18 protein-coding genes are annotated in these 16904 nt (G+C 67.9%); 6 read left to right on the top strand and 12 right to left on the bottom strand.

Annotated features, from left to right (window positions below):
* The 6 genes from ACWF94_RS12320 to ACWF94_RS12295 form a co-directional block, all read right to left on the bottom strand.
* A partial coding sequence (locus tag ACWF94_RS12320; protein ID WP_453487284.1) for a zinc-binding dehydrogenase occupies nucleotides 1-942 on the bottom strand: 942 nt, incomplete at its 3' end.
* 222 nt (nucleotides 943-1164) lie between these two features.
* A complete protein-coding gene (locus ACWF94_RS12315) occupies nucleotides 1165-1878 on the bottom strand; it encodes a PspA/IM30 family protein (protein WP_453487283.1) in 714 nt (237 codons plus the stop codon).
* A 155-nt stretch (nucleotides 1879-2033) separates the two neighbouring features.
* Nucleotides 2034-4220: a TPM domain-containing protein gene (locus ACWF94_RS12310; RefSeq protein WP_453487282.1), complete on the bottom strand. Its 2187-nt coding sequence runs from the start codon at nucleotides 4218-4220 to the stop codon at nucleotides 2034-2036.
* A gap of 88 nt (nucleotides 4221-4308) precedes the next feature.
* Nucleotides 4309-5505, bottom strand: coding sequence for an ATP-grasp peptide maturase system methyltransferase (tgmC, locus tag ACWF94_RS12305; RefSeq protein WP_453487281.1), 1197 nt, complete (start codon nucleotides 5503-5505; stop codon nucleotides 4309-4311).
* Nucleotides 5502-6479: an ATP-grasp ribosomal peptide maturase gene (tgmB, locus tag ACWF94_RS12300; protein WP_453487280.1), complete on the bottom strand. Its 978-nt coding sequence runs from the start codon at nucleotides 6477-6479 to the stop codon at nucleotides 5502-5504. The genes tgmC and tgmB overlap by 4 nt, the downstream gene beginning before the upstream one ends.
* Nucleotides 6480-6483: 4 nt before the next feature.
* Nucleotides 6484-6747: a putative ATP-grasp-modified RiPP gene (locus tag ACWF94_RS12295; RefSeq protein WP_453487286.1), complete on the bottom strand. Its 264-nt coding sequence runs from the start codon at nucleotides 6745-6747 to the stop codon at nucleotides 6484-6486.
* Nucleotides 6748-7097: 350 nt separating this feature from the next.
* On the opposite strand from ACWF94_RS12295, the gene ACWF94_RS12290 reads away from it, so the two are divergent.
* Nucleotides 7098-7535, top strand: coding sequence for an NUDIX hydrolase (locus tag ACWF94_RS12290; RefSeq protein ID WP_453487285.1), 438 nt, complete (start codon nucleotides 7098-7100; stop codon nucleotides 7533-7535).
* Nucleotides 7536-7613: 78 nt separating this feature from the next.
* Here ACWF94_RS12290 and ACWF94_RS12285 read toward each other — a convergent pair whose 3' ends face one another.
* The 5 genes from ACWF94_RS12285 to ACWF94_RS12265 form a co-directional block, all read right to left on the bottom strand.
* Nucleotides 7614-7817, bottom strand: coding sequence for a hypothetical protein (locus ACWF94_RS12285; protein WP_453487279.1), 204 nt, complete (start codon nucleotides 7815-7817; stop codon nucleotides 7614-7616).
* Nucleotides 7814-8152 (bottom strand): hypothetical protein, encoded by a 339-nt coding sequence (locus tag ACWF94_RS12280; RefSeq protein ID WP_453487278.1) that lies wholly within the window; start codon nucleotides 8150-8152, stop codon nucleotides 7814-7816. The genes ACWF94_RS12285 and ACWF94_RS12280 overlap by 4 nt, the downstream gene beginning before the upstream one ends.
* Nucleotides 8153-8342: 190 nt before the next feature.
* Entirely contained in the window at nucleotides 8343-8552 is a 210-nt protein-coding gene (locus ACWF94_RS12275) for a hypothetical protein (protein ID WP_453487277.1), read from the bottom strand.
* 113 nt (nucleotides 8553-8665) lie between these two features.
* Entirely contained in the window at nucleotides 8666-9118 is a 453-nt protein-coding gene (locus ACWF94_RS12270) for a hypothetical protein (protein WP_453487276.1), read from the bottom strand.
* Between the two features lie 230 nt (nucleotides 9119-9348).
* The gene (locus tag ACWF94_RS12265) at nucleotides 9349-9621 is read right to left on the bottom strand and encodes a hypothetical protein (protein ID WP_453487275.1); all 273 of its coding nucleotides are present in this window, start codon (nucleotides 9619-9621) and stop codon (nucleotides 9349-9351) included.
* Between the two features lie 57 nt (nucleotides 9622-9678).
* Between ACWF94_RS12265 and ACWF94_RS12260 the strand changes: the two genes are divergently transcribed.
* The 5 genes from ACWF94_RS12260 to ACWF94_RS12240 all read left to right on the top strand — a co-directional run bounded on the left by ACWF94_RS12260 (nucleotide 9679) and on the right by ACWF94_RS12240 (nucleotide 14037).
* Nucleotides 9679-10566, top strand: coding sequence for a helix-turn-helix domain-containing protein (locus ACWF94_RS12260; RefSeq protein ID WP_453487274.1), 888 nt, complete (start codon nucleotides 9679-9681; stop codon nucleotides 10564-10566).
* Nucleotides 10556-10771, top strand: coding sequence for a DUF397 domain-containing protein (locus ACWF94_RS12255; RefSeq protein WP_453487273.1), 216 nt, complete (start codon nucleotides 10556-10558; stop codon nucleotides 10769-10771). Before ACWF94_RS12260 ends, ACWF94_RS12255 begins: the two co-directional genes overlap by 11 nt.
* Nucleotides 10772-11038: 267 nt before the next feature.
* Nucleotides 11039-12376: a hypothetical protein gene (locus ACWF94_RS12250; protein WP_453487272.1), complete on the top strand. Its 1338-nt coding sequence runs from the start codon at nucleotides 11039-11041 to the stop codon at nucleotides 12374-12376.
* 38 nt (nucleotides 12377-12414) lie between these two features.
* The gene (locus ACWF94_RS12245) at nucleotides 12415-13089 is read left to right on the top strand and encodes a class I SAM-dependent methyltransferase (RefSeq protein WP_453487271.1); all 675 of its coding nucleotides are present in this window, start codon (nucleotides 12415-12417) and stop codon (nucleotides 13087-13089) included.
* A 24-nt stretch (nucleotides 13090-13113) separates the two neighbouring features.
* The gene (locus ACWF94_RS12240) at nucleotides 13114-14037 is read left to right on the top strand and encodes a glycosyltransferase family 2 protein (protein ID WP_453487270.1); all 924 of its coding nucleotides are present in this window, start codon (nucleotides 13114-13116) and stop codon (nucleotides 14035-14037) included.
* Nucleotides 14038-14103: 66 nt separating this feature from the next.
* Here the strand turns inward: ACWF94_RS12240 and ACWF94_RS12235 are convergent, their stop codons facing one another.
* Nucleotides 14104-16743 (bottom strand): valine--tRNA ligase, encoded by a 2640-nt coding sequence (locus tag ACWF94_RS12235; protein WP_453487269.1) that lies wholly within the window; start codon nucleotides 16741-16743, stop codon nucleotides 14104-14106.
* Between the last annotated feature and the right edge of the window lie 161 nt (nucleotides 16744-16904).

Below are 16904 nucleotides of genomic sequence, written 5' to 3'. Positions count from 1 at the left end.
GGCCAGGGCCTTCGCGCCGTCGGCCAGCGGGAAGACCCGGTGGACGAGCGGGCGGATACGGTGCTCGGCGACCAGGTCGAGCATGTCGCGGAACTCGGCCGCGCTGCCCATCGACGTCCCCACCAGACTGATCTGACGGAAGAACAGCTCACGGAGCGAGAGCGTGACATCCGCGCCGGTCGTGGCCCCCAGGGTGACCATCCGGCCGCCGGGGCGCAGCACCGCGAGGCAGGAGTCGAATGTCGCCGAACCGATGCTGTCGACGACCAGATCCACGGGCAGGACCAGCGCCCCGGCCCAGTCGGCACCGCTGCTCAGTGCGTGATCGGCGCCCAGCTCCCGGGCCCGGCGCAGCTTGTCTCCGCTCCGGGACGTGACACTCACCGTCGCGCCGGACGCCTTCGCCATCGTCAGCGCGATCGTCGCCACACCGCCTCCGATGCCGGGCAGCAGCAGGTGCTCACCGGCACGCAGACCGCCCCGGGTGAACAGCGCCCGGTAGGCGGTGACCGCGGAGAGGGGCAGGGCCGCCGCCTCGGTCCAGTCCAGATGCGGCGGCCTGGGCAGCGCGTTCCGCCCCGGCACGACCACGAACTCGGCGAACGTACCGGGTGCCGGACCGCCGAGGATGTCGGGAACCTCGGGTACCTCCGCCGGGCTGTCCCAGCCGATCGTCGGATCGATGATCACCTCGTCGCCCGGGGAGTGGCCGCTCTCGGCGCCCGCCTCGGCGATCACGCCCGCGCCGTCGGACCCCAGGACCAGCGCCGGGTCCTGCGGCGAGCGCGCCCCGGCCACGAAGAGGTCGCGATGATTGAGACCGGCCGCCTTGAGCCGGATCAGGACCTCATGCGGACGTACCCGCCCGACGGTGGTGCCGGTCACCCGTACTCCGGAGAGACCGGCCGCCCCCTTGTGCACTACGGCCTTCATCTGTTCCATCACCGGCACCCATTTCTCCGCAAACCAAATCGAACGACGCGGAAAGGGTGTCATGGCCAAGCGGTGGTCAACGGCTTCGCACCGGGAGCCTTTCAGTATCTGAAAGTTCCGGCTGAAGCCCCTGGCTGAAGCCTCCGGCTGACTCCCCCGGGAGCTGCCCCGGGACGCTGTCCTACGACGCTGCCCTGCCCGCCGCCCGGTCCGCAGTCCCACAACGCCGTCCTACGACGCGGCCTTCAGCGCCGCGAGCCGCGCCTCCACCTCCGCCGTGTCGCCCAGGCTGTCCAGCTGCTCGAACTGGGCGTCCAGCGACGAGGCCGCCAGTTCCTGCTTGCCCATCGCCCGCGCCTCCTCCCGGCGCACCTTGTCCTCGAAGCGGTGCAGCTCGCTGGTCGGGTCGAGGACATTGATGTTCTTGACCGCGTCCATCATCTGATTCTGTGCATAGGCGGTCCGTGAGCGGGCCACCAGCTCGTCCCGCTTGGACTGCAACTCGGTGAGCTTGATCTTCATCTGGTCCAGCCCGGTCTTGAGCTTCTCCACGACCTCCGACTGGGAGGCGATCGTCGGCTCCGCCGTCCGCGCCTCCTTCTCGGACTGGAGCTGGCGCTGCAACGCCACCTTCGCCAGGGTGTCGAACTTGTCCGCCTCCGCGCTCTGCCCGGCGGTCCTCAGCGCATCGGCCTTCCTGCTCGCCGCGAGCGCCTTGTCGCCCCACTCCCTGGCCGCCGTCACATCCTCCTGGTGATCCTGCTCCATCAGCCGCAGATTGCCGATGGTGCCCGCCACCGCCTGCTCCGCCTCGCTGATGTTGTTCGTGTAGTCCCGGATCAGCTGGTCGATCATCTTCTGCGGGTCTTCCGCCTGGTCGAGCAGGGCGTTGATATTGGCCTTGGCCAACTGGGTGACCCGGCCGAGGATGGTCTGCTTGGTCATCGCGCTTCTCCTTAAGAGGCTGCCGTACGGGCAGTGGTGCGGGGTGTCGAAGGAAGGGTGTCGCCGGAACAGGGCCAGGAACAGGAACAGGAACAGGGCCAGGGACCGGATGCGCGCGGCGCACGCACCGAAGACCAGGTGACGAGGTGACCAGGTCAGAACCGACCACCACCCATCCGGCCGCGCGTACCACCGCCGCCGAAACTGCCGGGCCCGCCCCCGAAGCCACCACCGCCCCCGAAACCCCCGCCCCTGCCCCCGCCGAGCAGTCCGCCGAGGAGGATCCCGCCGAGCACCGCGCCCCCGAGCCCGCCCCCCGTACCGCCCATGCCTGGTCCACCGCCGGGCCCGAACCGGTTGCCGAACCCCCGTACATCCGCCTCCGCCAGGCCCTGCGCCTGCCGGGCCAGCGCGTCCGCCTGCTGGGCCTCGGCCAGCGCGCCCTGCGGATCCGACGACCGGCCTTCTGCGGCGGGTTGGTCCCCGGCCAGCTCGGCCGAGCGCGCCAGTCGGCGCTGGGCCTCCGCCAGCCGGGTTCGCGCCTCGCTGCCGACGGCCCCGCGATGCGTGGTGATGTAGTCGGCCGCCGCGCCGATCGCGGACCGGGCGCTCAGCGTCGCCTGGTCGAGCAGGGCGAGGGCCCGCCGGGCACCGCGCTCGTTCTCGCGGGCTCCGGCCAGTGCCGCGTCCAGTGCCGCGTCCGCCTCCTCCACCCGCCGCAGCGCGTCGATCGGGTCGGAGGGGCCCGCCGCTGCTTCCCCGAGTCCTCTGCGCACCTCCGCCGCGACGGTCTCGGCGCGGGCGATCCGGCCCTGGAGGTCGGCCGTCGACGCCCCCTCCGGCATGCCCTTCAGCAGCCCCCGGGCCTCGGCCAGATCGCTGTCGGTCTCGGTGAGCGCGCCCGGCAGCCGGCCCGTCGCCTCCGCGAGTTCCCTGGCCCGCCGGTCCACGGCCTCGATCAGCTGGGCCGCCTGCGCGAGCGCCCCCTCGGCCGCCCGGATCCGTACGGCCGCCGTCCCGTTGTCGGTCTCATCGATGGCCGTACGGGCCCGGTCGAGCGCGGTCCTGGCGAAGACGAGCCGCTCCTTCGCCTGCTCGACATCGCTGGTCACGGGAGCGGCGGCCGATGGCGCGTACCGCTCGCGCATCACCGAGAGTGTCGCCTCCGCCGGGACGATCCGCCCGTCGAGTTCGCTGTACGTGGCCTCCGCCCCCGTGAGCGCCTGGGCGGCGTTCTGCTCCAGGGACCGCAGCCGGTCGAACGCCTCCGACTCCGCGTCGAGCCGCCGATTGGCGTTCACGCACCGGGACACGATCTCATCGAGCATCCGCCGCCGGGTGGCGTCGTCCTCCGGATACGCGTCATCGAGCTGCTGCCGCAGCCGGAAGGCGGCCGTCAGCTCCTCCTTCGCGTACGCCACCGCCTCCTCGAACGGCCGGGCCGCCTCCTCGCCGAACTGGGCGGTCGCGAACCCCAGCTCCTCCTGGCTGGTGCGCACCGCGTCATCGGTGTCGACCAGCGACCGCTTCGCCAGCGCGTCCAGCTCCGGCAGCGGCGTACGCGGCGGCTCACCGCCCCATCCCGCCTGCCCGCCCTGGGGCGTCGTCCGTGTCCTGGTGCGCTTTCTCCGCCTGGTCCAGGTGTACGCGGCGATCGCGCCGAACCCGCCGAGCACGGCGATCGGCAACACCAGATCACCGGCCCCCGTCCCGGCCCCGCCGCCCGCCGCTCCCGGGTCGGGGTCACCCGGGGTGATCGCGGGCGCCGGCACGGGCCGCCCGGCGACCACCGCCGCGTAACCGTTCGCCGCGCCGATGGCGGCTCCGGCCCAGTCGTTCTCCCGGAGCGCCGGTTCGATCGCGGTGTCCGCGACCTCGGCGAGCTGGGCGTCGGTCAGCTCGGACGACCTGTCCACGTAATACGCGTACTGCCGGTCGTGAGTAGCGACAGCGAGCAGCACATCGCTTTGCCCGAGGCCGTTCCGCTCGGCCGTGGCATCGGCCCACTCCTGCGCCGAGCGGCCGGAGAAGTCCCGTACGTAGACGACGAAGAGCTGGAGCCGTGTGCTGTCGAAGAGCCGGTCGAGTGCCTGGGAGACGTCCTGCTCGCGGTCACCGAGAGCGTTCACCCGGTCGGTGATCTGGCTGTCCCGGGACAGCTCCACGGGGTCGTCGGCGGGTGCGACCAGGGCCGTTCCGGCGGCGCGGGCCCCGGGGCCGTGGCTGCCCTCGGCGCTGCTCGCGGTGCTTTCGGTGCTGGCACCGGCCGGTGCGGCGGGCACGACCAGCCACCACACCGCCACCAGGGTGGTCAGCAGGGGCCGGGTGGCTCTTCGCGTCACATTTCGGAGGTTATGTCCGGAAAGGTGCAGGCGCGACCCGGCGACCGGGCCACCACCCGAGTGCCTGCGCCTCTGTGCTGTTCGCGCTTCACCCCATCGAGATGACGGGCATGTCGGGGTGCTGGAGGTGTTGCCCGTCCGCGTCGACGGTGAGGCGAAATGCTGCCGGGCCGGGGTGCCCGGCAGCCGCGTGCGCGTCGAGGACGTCCTCGGCACGGTCCCAGAGGCGGACCGGCCCAGCCTGCCGTACGTGCAGGTGATCGCCGTCGGGAGCGAGGGCGGCCACGGAACCGGCGGTGACGTCGATGAGATACGTGGCGCCATCGATCTCGGTGATCTGGCTGTTCGGCAAGGCCGACTGGATCAGGAAGCGGGTGAAGAACGCTTCCTCGGTGGCGGCGGTGAGCCAGTCAATCGTGTGGCGGGCGATGGTGGGGTGCGCATCGGCCAGGAGAGTGTTCCAGTGGGCGGGGTTCCCGAAAGCGGGCGCCTGGTGAGGTCGGGCGAGCATGAAGGACACGGTTCCCGGCAGGAGGGGACCGCTGGCAGTGCCGTCGTCGTGGACGGTGAGCAGGGTGCGGCCGAAGCCGAACTGCCAGCCGCCGAGGGTCGTGAGGATCTTCCCTCCGGGCCGGGTCTGTGCGATCCACGCCCGGGGAACGGTACGGACGGAGCAGGCGGCGACGATCCGGTCGAACGGGGCCGATGGCCAGTAGCCGTACAGGCCGTCCGCGACCGCGAGATCGGGGGTGTATCCGAGGCCGTACAGGGCGGTGGCTGCCTGTTCGAGCCGGTGGTTGTCGACTTCGAGGGTGGTGACGGCGTCGGATCCGTAGCGCTCGCAGGCCAGCGCGGTGGAGTATCCGGTTCCCGTTCCGATCTCCAGGATGTCCTGGTCCTCGGCCAGGTCCGCGTCGCGCCACATCCGGAGCACCAGGGACGGCAGGGTGGACGAAGAGGTGGGGGAGCCGCCGTCGCGGGGCTCGGGGTTGTCCCAGTCGGGCTCGTCGCCGTCGAGCTGGGTGACGAGGCTCTGGTCGGTGTAGGCGGCGGTGAGCCACCGCTCGGGGTCCAACTCGGCGGTGACCGGCTCCCACCACGTCATGCCCCGTGGCGAGGGCTTCTCGGCGGGCAAGTAGAACCCGGGCGCGAACCGGTGCCGGGGGACCGCCTCCACAGCTTGACGCCAGCCATCGGCCCTGTCGTCCGGCCCGACAGCAGCGGCCAGCTCGCTCCGAAGCCGCCGCGCGCGCTGCTCCCGTTCGGTCTTGTCTGTACGGGTCATGGTCGGGGTCCTTCCATCAGGAGGCGGGCAAACGCGCCGGCGATGTCGGTGGAGTCGGGTAGCCACCCCCACTGTCCATTGGGATTGCACTCGATGAACGTGAACCGTCCTGACGCGTCCTGGGGAAGGTCCTCCCGCAGAGCGAAGTCGAAGCACCCGAACGCCAGGCTGAAGGCTTCCAGGTACGTGAACAGGGCTTCCGAGACTGCGGGCGGCACGGAGAGAGGCTGGTGCTCCAGCGCGTCCCAGTCACCGCGCCGCCAGTCCAGTGCTCCGTCAGGGGCACGGATTTGCTGAGCGAAGACCCTCCGACCCACCACGGTGATCCGGGCGTCCGCTGTCTTCGGCACCTCGGCCTGGAACAGGTGCGTTGTCAGGGCAACGGACTCATCCAGGGTTTCCGGGTCGATCCGCTGAGTCCAGATCGCACCCGCCTGCCCGTCGTCCGAGACAGGCAGCCCCCGGAAGGACTTGTAGACCACCGGACCATGCTCCGCGGCGAAGGTCCGCGCTCGCTCCGCATCGTTGGTGATCAGAGTCGGCGGAACCACCAGGCCGATCCCTACGGCCGTCTGGAGCTGAGCCGCTTTGAACTCCGCGCGGGTGACAGCAGCCGGATGATTCACGTACCGGCAGCCCCGGATGTTCGTCAGGACACCGCCGAGGCCGTGCTTCGCCTCCGCCGCAGCGAACGCGCGCGTCTGCTCACTGACTCCTTCGAGGCGGGGCATCCGCCAGGGGCTCGGCCGCCGGTAGTACACGGCCCCGATCTCCTCCAACGCCACCGTGCGGCTCGCGGTCGTCACCGAACCCGCCCACCCCTGGGGCCCCAGAGCGGCCCCCATCACCAGATCAGGGCCGATGTCTGCCGGATCGACCCGCACCACCCGCGCGCCGAGGTCGTTCAGCTCCTCGATGACGAGGTCTGAAGTGACGTCGTCGAGGGACGTCACCACCATCACCGCCTGGCCCACCGGATCAGTCGGTTTCGTAGTCAGTCGTCACATCGTCCTGGACCTGGGGCTTCGGCGCCTCGCCGTCACCGCCCCCGGATCCTCCGGACATCGAAGCCGTCCCCTTCGTCTTACTCGTTCCGTGCTTCCCCATTTCGATGACCTGTCCGGCCTCGTCGGTGTAGCGGGCCAGCTGCGTCAGTGGGTCCAGCTCAACGCGCGCATAGGACGGTGGTGACACCGGTAGCCGGTCAGTCACCTGACGTAATCCCCATGGAACGTAATCCATCGACACGCCTCCCGATTCCCCGGAACACAAGACCCTCCCGGCCACCCCGAGGGGACACGTTCACACTACCGACCCACCCCTCTGCAACCCCTACGAATCCGCCATACCACCCCTCCCGCTCTGCCACCCCGAGCCGATCGGCTACCCGGTGCGCCGCCCCGGGAACAGCTCGTCACCATCAGAACCTCCAGCCCTTTGGCCCGCACCGGTGCAGAGGGCCAGGTCAACCCGTCCGCTCCGAGGCAGTCGGCCAGCGCCGACCTCCTCCTCCAGCTCAACAGAGCTGACAACACAGAGTGGTTCACCAACTACGCTCAGAGCCTCGAAGTCGTCGGGGCCGGTGCGCGGCCCTGGACACCCGACCAGGAGGGGACCGCCGTGTAAGCAACCTTCTCGTCGTCGACGACCGTGGCGCGATCCTTCTCCAGCGCCGTCGCGACACCGGTCAGTGGGCTCTCCCTGGCGGTGCGCAGGACATCGGCGAGACCGCCGCTCAGTGCGCGGTACGGGAATGCCTGGAGGAGACCGGCATCGTCGCCGAGGTCACCGGGTTCCTCGGTGTCTACACCGACCCGAACCACATCGTGGCCTACACCGACGGCGAGATCCGCCAGCAGTACGAGAACACCTATATCGGCCGCCCCGTCGGCGGCGAGCCCACCATCAACGACGAGGCCGATGGCGTCCGCTTCGTTTTGTCGGCCGACCTCGACGTGTACGACATCCACCCCAGCATGCGCCAGCAGATCGGCGACTACATCGCTGGCACCTACCCCTACCTGGGCTGAGCAGCCAGCTCGTTCGAGCAGCACGGCAGCGCCCCGCGCGAATTGGTCGCGCGGGGCGTTCCGGCTGTCGGCGAGGGGCTATGCGTTCGGCTCAAGTTCTCCCGGGTCGGGGGCGGGGGTGAGGGTCTGGGCGTGTGTGGGGCAGGCGTAGAGGGTGACGGGGGGTCCGCTGGCGCGTTCGATGTGGCGGACGGGGAGGGGTGCGAGGGTCCGGCGGTGGCAGATGCAGCAGGTTGCGCCGGACTCGGCGGGGGGTTCGCTGGTGAGTGCGTCGCGTGTCATGCGGGTACCCCGACCCGTGCCACGTTCGCGCCGTCGAAGGGGAACGGGACGTCGTAGCCCATGGTGGCCGCTACGGCCGATACGCAGCGCTGGCGCTGTCGGTCGGTGGCTTCTTTGGCGAGCAGCCATGGTCCGATGCGGTGTCCCCATGGTGTGGGGATGCTCCGGGCGAGGACTTGTGCGGGGACGGGGGTGCGTGCGGTGCAGATGACCAGGGGCGCGGGCTTGGTACGGCCTGCGAGGTATTCGGCGGTGTGGCGTCCGGGGCGGGTTCGGCGCGTCAACGGGAAAAGGTTCAGCACCCATACGAGGGCGCGGGCGATACGATCACGCATACGTCGTTCAGCTCCTCTGTAGCTGTTCGGCGGAGCCCCTTGGAACCGCTTAGGACCGGTTCCTTGGGGCGTTCTGTTGGTGGATCCAGATGGTGTGAGCACCAGGGCGACGCGTAGCCAGCACGCAAAGGTGCCCCGGTCCGTGCCCGTATCGAGCGCGAACCGGGGCTGACGTGGGGTTGTGTTGCTGTCAGCTCGGGTCCGGTGCTCCGGGGCCGTGGTCGCTCATCCGTACTCGTTCGTGTGCGTGCTGGCGTCGTTCGTCGTTGCTCGCTTCGCGCATGAGGGCGCGGCGTTCGGCGGCGGCCTGGTTGTCTTTCGGGGTGGTGTGTTGTCCGCTCGCTGCTCTGGTCGCGTCGGCGCGTACGGCCTGGACGGTGTGGGATGTGCGTCTGAACATGTGGCGCTCTTTCTCGGTGGTGTTCCGGGCCCGGTCGGGCCTGGGGGTGGTGCCCGCCCCTGCCGGTTGATTGCTTGGGGAAGCATCGTTGGCCGGCACGGCAGGGGCGGGGTTCAGGGGGTTGGCCGTGGGGTGGTTCGGGTGGCTGCGGCGGCGGTGCGGTCGCGTACGGGTATGCCCCAGGCGGTGAGCGTTGCTTTGAGCCAGGTGTGGGTGACGCCGTAGGTCTGGGCGAGGTCGCCGAGAGGCGTACCGCCGAGGTACGTCGCGGTGACGGTGGCCCGTTCGGCGAGGACGTTTTCCCGGGCGGCTTGCACCTCGGCGGGTGTCCGGCGCGCGGTCCGGTTCTCGCTGGTCCGCCGGGGCCGCTTGGGTGTGTCGGGGATGCTCGCGCGGACGGTGTCGGCATGGGCGGTGTTCTCGTGGAGGGTGCGGGCGTCGCTGACGCGGATGAAGCCGTCGATGTCCCCGGCGGCCGACCGGGTGCGCAGAGCGGTTTTCAGGGTGTGGCAGAGGTGGCAGGGGTGTGCGGGGCGTGGCCGGGTCAGTTCGGTGATCGCGGACATGGGGTGCCTTTCGGGGAGGGTGGCCCCGGTCGCCCCTGCGGGGGTGGGGGTGACCGGGGCCGGGGGCAGGGAAGTGGCCTGCCCCTCTTCCCCCGGTCCTGCGTGGGGTCAGGGCCACGGCAGGTCCGAGGGGGTGCCGCTCTCGCGTGTTCCTCCGCAGCGTCAGGGGCGCTGCCACGCGGAGAGCGGGGGCAGGGGGGACCGGCCGGCGTACCGGGGGCGTCTGGTCGTCACCGTGCCGGGCCGCCTTGCCTGCTGCTGCGGGTGTTCACCTCGGTCAGGGCGGGCCGGAGCTGATCCGTCACGGTCGCCGGGCGAACGTTCTCCCGGGAGGTGGTCCACTCGATGCCGCCGCGGGGAGGGCGGAGGGAGTAGGGGCCGTCCCCCGCGTCCGTGCCGGTGTCCATGAGCACCTCGAGGGTTCCCGTGCTGGTGTCGTACACCAGGTCACCAACCCGGAGTTGGGGGGTCTGACGTTCTGTCGCTACGTTCTTCCCGGACATGGCCGCTCCTCTCCGTAGTGCTTCCACTACCGGGGGCCATCAGAGTGGCCTAGAGTCGTGCGCATCTTCAACCTGCCGCTACGCCAGGAAGATTTGGTACGGATCATGAACCGCAAAGAGCTTGACCCGAAGTCGTCTCCACGTGCTGCCTTTGGTGCGCAACTTCGCAGGTCACGCGAACTTCAGGGGTGGATTCAAGATCAGTTAGCTGAACGTATGGGCTACTCGGGTACGCATGTGTCCGCAGTAGAAACGTGCCGCAAATCCCCCACCCTGGAATTCGCACGCAAGGCTGACGAGGCTTTGGGCACGGGCGCAACGTTCGAAGTCATGTGGCAGGCGATCAGGAAAGCGGTTCTTCTGGAGGGGTTCCCGGAGTACCTGCAAGAGGAGGTCAGAGCAACCAAGCTCCGCACGTTCGAGCTTGGGGTGATTCCCGGACTCTTTCAGACCCCGCGCTACGCCGAGGCTCTTGCGTTGGCCGACGTGGAACGGGGAGCCATCACCCCGGAACTGGCAGCGGAGCGCGTGACTCTTCTGAGGACTCGTCAGAAGCGGCTAGTAGAGGGGAAGGGTGCCCCCTTGGTGTACGCAGCACTGGACGAAAGCTGCCTACGTCGCGAGGTCGGCGGGGCCGACGTGATGACCGACCAGCTCGACCACCTCGCACGGCAAGCCAGTTCGCCTCGCGTGACGGTCCAACTGATCCCGTTCAGCATGGGGGATCTGCGCCCCTTGCTCCTCCCCGTGGTGTTGCTGACCATGCGTGACAGAACGGTGGTCGGATACACCGAGTCGGCCAGTCGCGGGTACCTGGAGCGGGACGACGAACTCATTGCGGCGTGGGAACGGGGCTACGATCATTTGCAGGTAGCCGCGCTGTCCCCGGCCGCCTCCCTGGAACTGATCAGCGCCGTTCGGAAGGAAATCCAAGATGGACGATGACCTGACTACGGTCCGATGGGCCAAGTCGTCCTACAGCCAGCAAGGCGGTAACTGTGTTGAGTGGGCCCCTGCCTACGCGTTCACTACCGGCGTTGTCCCCGTACGGGACAGTGCGTGCCCGAACAGCCCGGCACTGGCCATATCCGCCGCTGCGTTCTCTGCGTTCGTAGAGCGCCTGAAGGGCGAAGAGTTCGGCACTGCCTGACACTCACGGCTCAGCGCCATTGCGACGGGAGCCCCGCCGAGTCCCATCCTCCGGACCGGCGGGGCTTCTGGCTTGACCTTCACGTTGCGGTAAGACCCGAGGGTGGGGCCCATGAGCGACGAATTCGGCAATGACCTCACCCTGCGTTGTGGAACTCCGTACGGTCCGTACTGATGCAAGATCGAATAGCGACCGCACCAGCCGCGCCCGCTCATCGCCGGGCATCTCTCGGAAGGGTGGACCGTGTTAGCCGCGCATCATCTCATTGTGGTCGGTTTCGACGAGATCGTCGCCAATAAGTACCTGACGTGTATTCATGACGCCGTCAGATCGGGCCACATAGACGGCTACTCCATCATCGACCTGGAGTCCCAGAGGCCCGCGATCGCGGGGCGAGTCCAGGCTGTTGACCTGAAGCCCCGTGGCATCGTCTACCTTCCGGACCCTGACGCCGGAACGCGAGAGACACCGCAAGAGCTCATCGCGGCAGCCGTGGACCGCCTCCAGATGCCGGGTACGCCGACGATGGTGTACATCGCCACTGAGGTCCGCGCCCACGAGGCCTACCTCCGGTTCTGCGTGGAGAACCACATCAACTCACTCGTTGAGAAGCCCGTGTTGGTCCCCATGATCGACGGCCGGTTCAAGCCGTCGTACATCACCAAGACCATGGAGGAGCTGATCGGGGTCTCGGCCGACTCATCGGCAAAGCATTCTGTGATGACCCTGAGCCGGTACCACCAGATCTACAACTACAAGGTCATCGGATCTCTCCGGGCCCGGATGGAGAGGTGGGAGGCACCACTGACCTCCCTGCACCTCAGGGCTGCCGGCGGAGTGTGGAACCTTCAGCGCGAGTTCGAGAGCCGCGACGATCACCCGTACAAGTACGGCTACGGGATGATGATGCACGGTGCATACCACTACGTCGATCTTGCAACCCAGCTCCTCTTACTCAACGCTGCAGTGTTCCCAGAGCGCCAGTTCAAGTTGGAGCTCAGTTCATTCGGCGCCTTCCCCATCGATCAGCACAAGCGGATGTCCCGGCCTGTCGCGAGCAGGTTCCACGACGGTGATCCGCAGTGGTCAGACGATTCGGACGCAGGCTTCCGGTTCGGCGAGACCGATGTGACGTCGGCCTTTCGCCTGGTGGACATCGCATCAGGGAGGACCGTCACGCTCGGGACGCTGTCGTTCGAGCAGACCACTCCCTCGATACGAAGCTGGGACAGCCTCCCGGAGAGCCTCTACAACGTGAACGGCCGGACATCGAGTGTTGACTTGGAAGCTCAGCTCTCGACGCTGTACTCCACACACGTCCACTGCTACGACATCCCCCGTGGCGTCAGCGCAGACGGAATCGACGCCTTCGCCCGCGTGACGACTCGCGCCAACGCTGCACTCCTGCCTGATGAGGAATACGTCTCAGAAGAGTCCTTCGACGGGCTGTTCCACAGCGACAGCAACCGTCAGCTGATGGAGCACTGGCTGCACGGAACCGAGGTCCGAAGCTCCCTGGCCGAGCACCTCCTTCCGATGAGGGTCACCAAGGCACTCGCCTCCTCGGTGCACACTCCAGGCCGCCGGATCGAGATCCCTTTCTGAATACGCGGCACCCACCTCCCGACACTTAAGGAGGATTTGTGACCCACTTTGTATCGAAGGCATCCGTGCACGCCTTCTACGCGGACGCATTCGCGCAAGGCAGGAACACCGCGGAGAAGCTTCAGGCCCCGACGTCAGGACGGTTCAATGCCCTCCTGGCATCAGTCGGGGAGGAGACGCCACGCACCGCCCTGGATCTCGGGTACGGGGCCGGCAACTACTCCATCGCTCTGGCACAGGCCGGGTTCCGCGTGGTTGCGGTCGACCAGGCCCCGACTGGCCCTCTGCTCCGACGCCTGCACGGGCAGGGAGATTGGGGCCAACGGATTGAGGCATGCGAATCCCTCGCCGAGAAGTTTCCGATCAACCGAGACTTCGGCGTTGTGGTCGCCAAGGACGTACTTCACTATCTTGCCAAGCCCGAAGTGGAGACCCTCCTTGAACGCGCAGTCGCCCACGCGTGCTCAGTGAACTACCACTACCTGGAAGTCTTCACCTCGATTGTCCGCAGGTCCACAGACGGACAGCACCTGACGATCGAGGGCGAAGCGGGCTACTCCCCGGAGTCCTTCCGCCGGGCCGTCGAGCGCATCTATCGCGGGTGGGGCCTCAAGTTCTTCTGGGACAAGCATGCCGAGCAGGACAGCCGAACCGGAGACAACTGCTTCGAGGCGATCCGGGCCACCGTCATCGCAGCCAGTACTCCAGCCTGATCAACCACGGACGGGGAGAACACCTTGAAGTCGACCATGCCCGAAGGGATCACCTTCGTCATCCCATGCTTCAACTCGGGCGGCTACCTCACCGAAGCAGTGGATTCCCTCATCAGACAGCCTCACGACCTTCCGTACGAAGTCCTGATCGTCGATGACGGATCTGAAGACGCGAGCACACTTCGCGCCATCTCCTCGTGCGCGGAGCAGCCTGCAGTGCGCGTCATCCCGCTCGCGCACAGTGGCCATCACGCCGCCAGGAACGCCGGCATCGAGGCCGCCCACTTCCCGTACGTGATGCAACTCGACGCCGACGATCGCCTTGCGACCACGCCGGAGCTACTGGCAGGCGGCAGCTACCCGGACCGATCCGTCAAGATTCTCAAGGCACACCCCGATGTGGCCTTCGTCCACACCCTGTCGCGCATGATCGGCGAGTTCGACGGGCTCACGATCTCCTCGTACCCCTGCCGTGAGGAGCTGGTTCTACGCAAGCACCACGTGCCCACTTCGATCGTCTACCGGCACGAGGACGCGCTTCGCGGCGGGATGTACGACCCCCAGGTGGTGAAGTGGGGTGACTGGGCGTTCGCGGTGAATCTCCTGGGCGGGCGCTTTCGTAACGGCGCGCACAACGCCATCGTGTGCGTCTCCGGGCCGCTGCACGAGTACCGAGTCCACTCGCGCGGAGAGCGTGTGTCCAACGCTGTGATCTCCGAGTTCGACATGACCCTTCTGGTGGTCGAGAAGAACCTCGACCTGTTCCAGCACCACTTCGAACGTGACGACAGCGCCAGAGACATTGCCCGCGATGTCCTCGCCTCGAAGCCCTCCCGCCTTGAGGACCTGATCCGCATGGCCGGGCACGACGTTGAACAGGCCCTGGAGGTCGCCCGCCAGAGGGAGTTCTCCCTGTCGAGTCCCTACGAACCGCTGGGTATCCCGTAGCGGTACCTGCCATGAAAAAGAAGGCCCCGGAGCCGTGAAGGTTCCGGGGCCTTCTGCTGTGTCCAACTAGGCAGGCGGCAGGTTGTCCAACTGCCCCTGAATGCGGGTGATGTCCTCCTGCGCCTTGGCCAGGCGCGTGCGGATCTTCTCCACCACGTTGTCCGGCGCCTTTGCCAGGAACGCTTCGTTGCCGAGCTTTCCGTTGGCCGCCGCGACCTCCTTCTCAGCCGCCGCCCAGTCCTTGGCAAGCCGCTTGCGCTCGGCTGCCACGTCGATGGTGCCGGACAGGTCCAGGGCCACCGTAGCGCCCGCGACGGGGAGAGTCGCGGTCGCGCTGAAGCCGTCCCCCTCGGGCTGCAGACGCAGCAACTGGCGGATGGCGGCCTCGTGCGCCGCGAGCTGCGTGCCCGACAGGTCCAAGCGAGCCGGGACCTTCTGACCGGGCTGAAGGCCCTGGTCGGAACGGAAGCGCCGAACCTCGGTGATCACCTTCTGGAGGTTCTCGACTTCCGCCTCGGCCGCCGGGTCGCGGAAGCCAGAGGCTGCCGGCCAATCGGCGACGACGATGGACTCACGCCCGGTCAGCGTGGTCCACAGCGTCTCGGTCACGAACGGGACGATCGGGTGCAGCAGACGCAGCAGCTTGTCCAGCACCTCACCGAGCACCCGGCCGGAGACCTGCGCGCCCTCGCCGCCCGCGAAGAAGGTCGTTTTGGACAGCTCGACGTACCAGTCGAAGACCTCGTCCCATGCGAAGTGGTACAGCCCGTCCGAGAGCTTCGCGAACTGGTAGTCGTCGTAGTACGCGTCCGCCTCGGCGACCACCGTGTTCAGACGGGACAGGATCCAGCGGTCGGTTGCTGACAGCTTCTCGACCGGCGGCAGTTCACCCTCGACCGTCGCACCGTTCATCAGTGCGAAGCGCGTCGCATTCCAGATCTTGTTGGCGAAGTTCCGGGATGCCTGGACCCAGTCTTCGCCGATCGGGACGTCGGTGCCGGGGTTGGCGCCCTTGGCCAGAGTGAAGCGGACGGCGTCGGAGCCGTACTTGTCCATCCAGTCCAGGGGGTTCACGGTGTTGCCGAATGACTTCGACATCTTCTTGCCGAACTCGTCGCGGACCATGCCGTGGAAGGCGATGGTGCGGAACGGCACTTCGCCGTCCATCGCGTACAGGCCGAACATCATCATCCGGGCGACCCAGAAGAACATGAGGTCGTAGCCCGTGACGAGCACGGAGTTCGGATAGAACTTCTCAAGGCTCTCGGTCCGCTCCGGCCAGCCGAGTGTGGAGAACGGCCACAGGCCCGACGAGAACCAGGTGTCGAGAACGTCGGTGTCCTGGGACCAGCCCTCGCCGGTCGGCGGCTGCTCGTCGGGTCCGACGCACACCGTTTCCCCGTTGGGCCCGTGCCAGACCGGGATGCGGTGGCCCCACCAGAGCTGACGCGAGATGCACCAGTCGTTGAGGTTGTCGACCCAGTCGAAGTACCGCTGCGACAGGTCGGCAGGGTGGATGTTGACCCGGTCGTCACGGACTGCGTCGCCCGCGGCCTTGGCGAGGGTCTCGACCTTGACCCACCACTGCAGGGAGAGACGCGGCTCCAGCGTGGTCTTGCAGCGGGAGCAGTGTCCGACGGAGTGGACGTACGGCCGCTTCTCGGCGACGATCCGGCCGTCCGCGCGCAGGGCTGCAACGATCGCGGAGCGGGCCTCGAAGCGGTCCAGTCCCTCGAAGGGGCCGTGGACCGTGATGATGCCGCGCTCGTCGAGAACCTCGATCGATTCGAGGTTGTGGCGCTGACCGATGGCGAAGTCGTTCGGGTCATGCGCGGGCGTCACCTTGACGGCACCCGTGCCGAACGCCGGGTCGACGTGCGTGTCCGCGACGACCGGGATCGTGCGGCCAGTGAGCGGCAGCTTGATCTGCCTGCCGATGAGGTGCGCGTACCGCTCGTCGTCCGGGTGGACCGCGACCGCGGTGTCGCCGAGCATCGTCTCGGCTCGCGTGGTCGCGACGACCAGGGTGTCGTCGCCCTCGCCGTACTTTATTGAGACGAGCTCGCCGTTGTCGTCCTGATAGTCGACCTCGATGTCCGAAATGGCCGTGAGGCAGCGCGGACACCAGTTGATGATGCGCTCGGCCTGGTAGATCAGGCCGTCGTCGAACATCCTCTTGAAGACGGTCTGGACAGCACGGGAGAGACCCTCGTCCATGGTGAACCGATCGCGGGTCCAGGCAACGCCGGTACCCAGGCGTCGCATCTGGCCGGCGATCTGACCGCCGGACTCTTCCTTCCACTGCCACACGCGCTCGACGAAGGCCTCACGCCCGAGGTCGTGACGCGACTTGCCTTCCTTGGCAAGCTCGCGCTCCACGACGTTCTGCGTGGCGATGCCGGCGTGGTCCATGCCGGGCTGCCACAGCGTCTCGAAGCCCTGCATGCGTTTGCGGCGGGTGAGAGCGTCGATGAGGGTGTGCTCGAAGGCGTGGCCGAGGTGCAGGCTGCCAGTGACGTTCGGCGGCGGGATGACAATGGTGTACGGGGGCTTGTCGCTCTTCGCGTCTGCCTCGAAGTAGCCGCGCTCTACCCAGCGCTCGTACAGCTTTCCCTCTACCTCGGCCGGCGCATACTGGGTCGGCAGTTCGGGGGCGCTGTTCGGCCCATTCTCGGGGCGCTGAGAGTTTTCCGTCACGACGGCCATTCTAGGGCCCTGGCGACTCTGCCCCCGCCTGGGTTTCCGCCGCCGTCCGGGCATGAAGGTGGCCGCACAGTCGTCATCCAAGTGTGACCAAGAACTCAGCCTGTGCGGCCACGGCTACTTTACTGCGTTCCTCCCCAGTAGATGCAACCGCTGTTCCAGCC

It is taken from the genome of Streptomyces sp. NPDC055078 (assembly GCF_053607985.1).
Note: the sequence above shows the minus strand (reverse complement) of the source record. Positions and strands in the feature narration are given on the sequence as shown.

What these genes read in the sequence shown, in the direction of transcription:
- ACWF94_RS12315 (WP_453487283.1), bottom strand. Translation starts at nt 1,878, where the DNA reads ATGACCAAGCAGACCATCCTCGGCCGGGTCACCCAGTTGGCCAAGGCC.
- tgmC (WP_453487281.1), bottom strand. Translation starts at nt 5,505, where the DNA reads ATGACCCGTACAGACAAGACCGAACGGGAGCAGCGCGCGCGGCGGCTT.
- ACWF94_RS12295 (WP_453487286.1), bottom strand. Translation starts at nt 6,747, where the DNA reads ATGGATTACGTTCCATGGGGATTACGTCAGGTGACTGACCGGCTACCG.
- ACWF94_RS12285 (WP_453487279.1), bottom strand. Translation starts at nt 7,817, where the DNA reads ATGACACGCGACGCACTCACCAGCGAACCCCCCGCCGAGTCCGGCGCA.
- ACWF94_RS12280 (WP_453487278.1), bottom strand. Translation starts at nt 8,152, where the DNA reads ATGCGTGATCGTATCGCCCGCGCCCTCGTATGGGTGCTGAACCTTTTC.
- ACWF94_RS12275 (WP_453487277.1), bottom strand. Translation starts at nt 8,552, where the DNA reads ATGTTCAGACGCACATCCCACACCGTCCAGGCCGTACGCGCCGACGCG.
- ACWF94_RS12270 (WP_453487276.1), bottom strand. Translation starts at nt 9,118, where the DNA reads ATGTCCGCGATCACCGAACTGACCCGGCCACGCCCCGCACACCCCTGC.
- ACWF94_RS12265 (WP_453487275.1), bottom strand. Translation starts at nt 9,621, where the DNA reads ATGTCCGGGAAGAACGTAGCGACAGAACGTCAGACCCCCCAACTCCGG.
- ACWF94_RS12255 (WP_453487273.1), top strand. Translation starts at nt 10,556, where the DNA reads ATGGACGATGACCTGACTACGGTCCGATGGGCCAAGTCGTCCTACAGC.
- ACWF94_RS12235 (WP_453487269.1), bottom strand. Translation starts at nt 16,743, where the DNA reads ATGGCCGTCGTGACGGAAAACTCTCAGCGCCCCGAGAATGGGCCGAAC.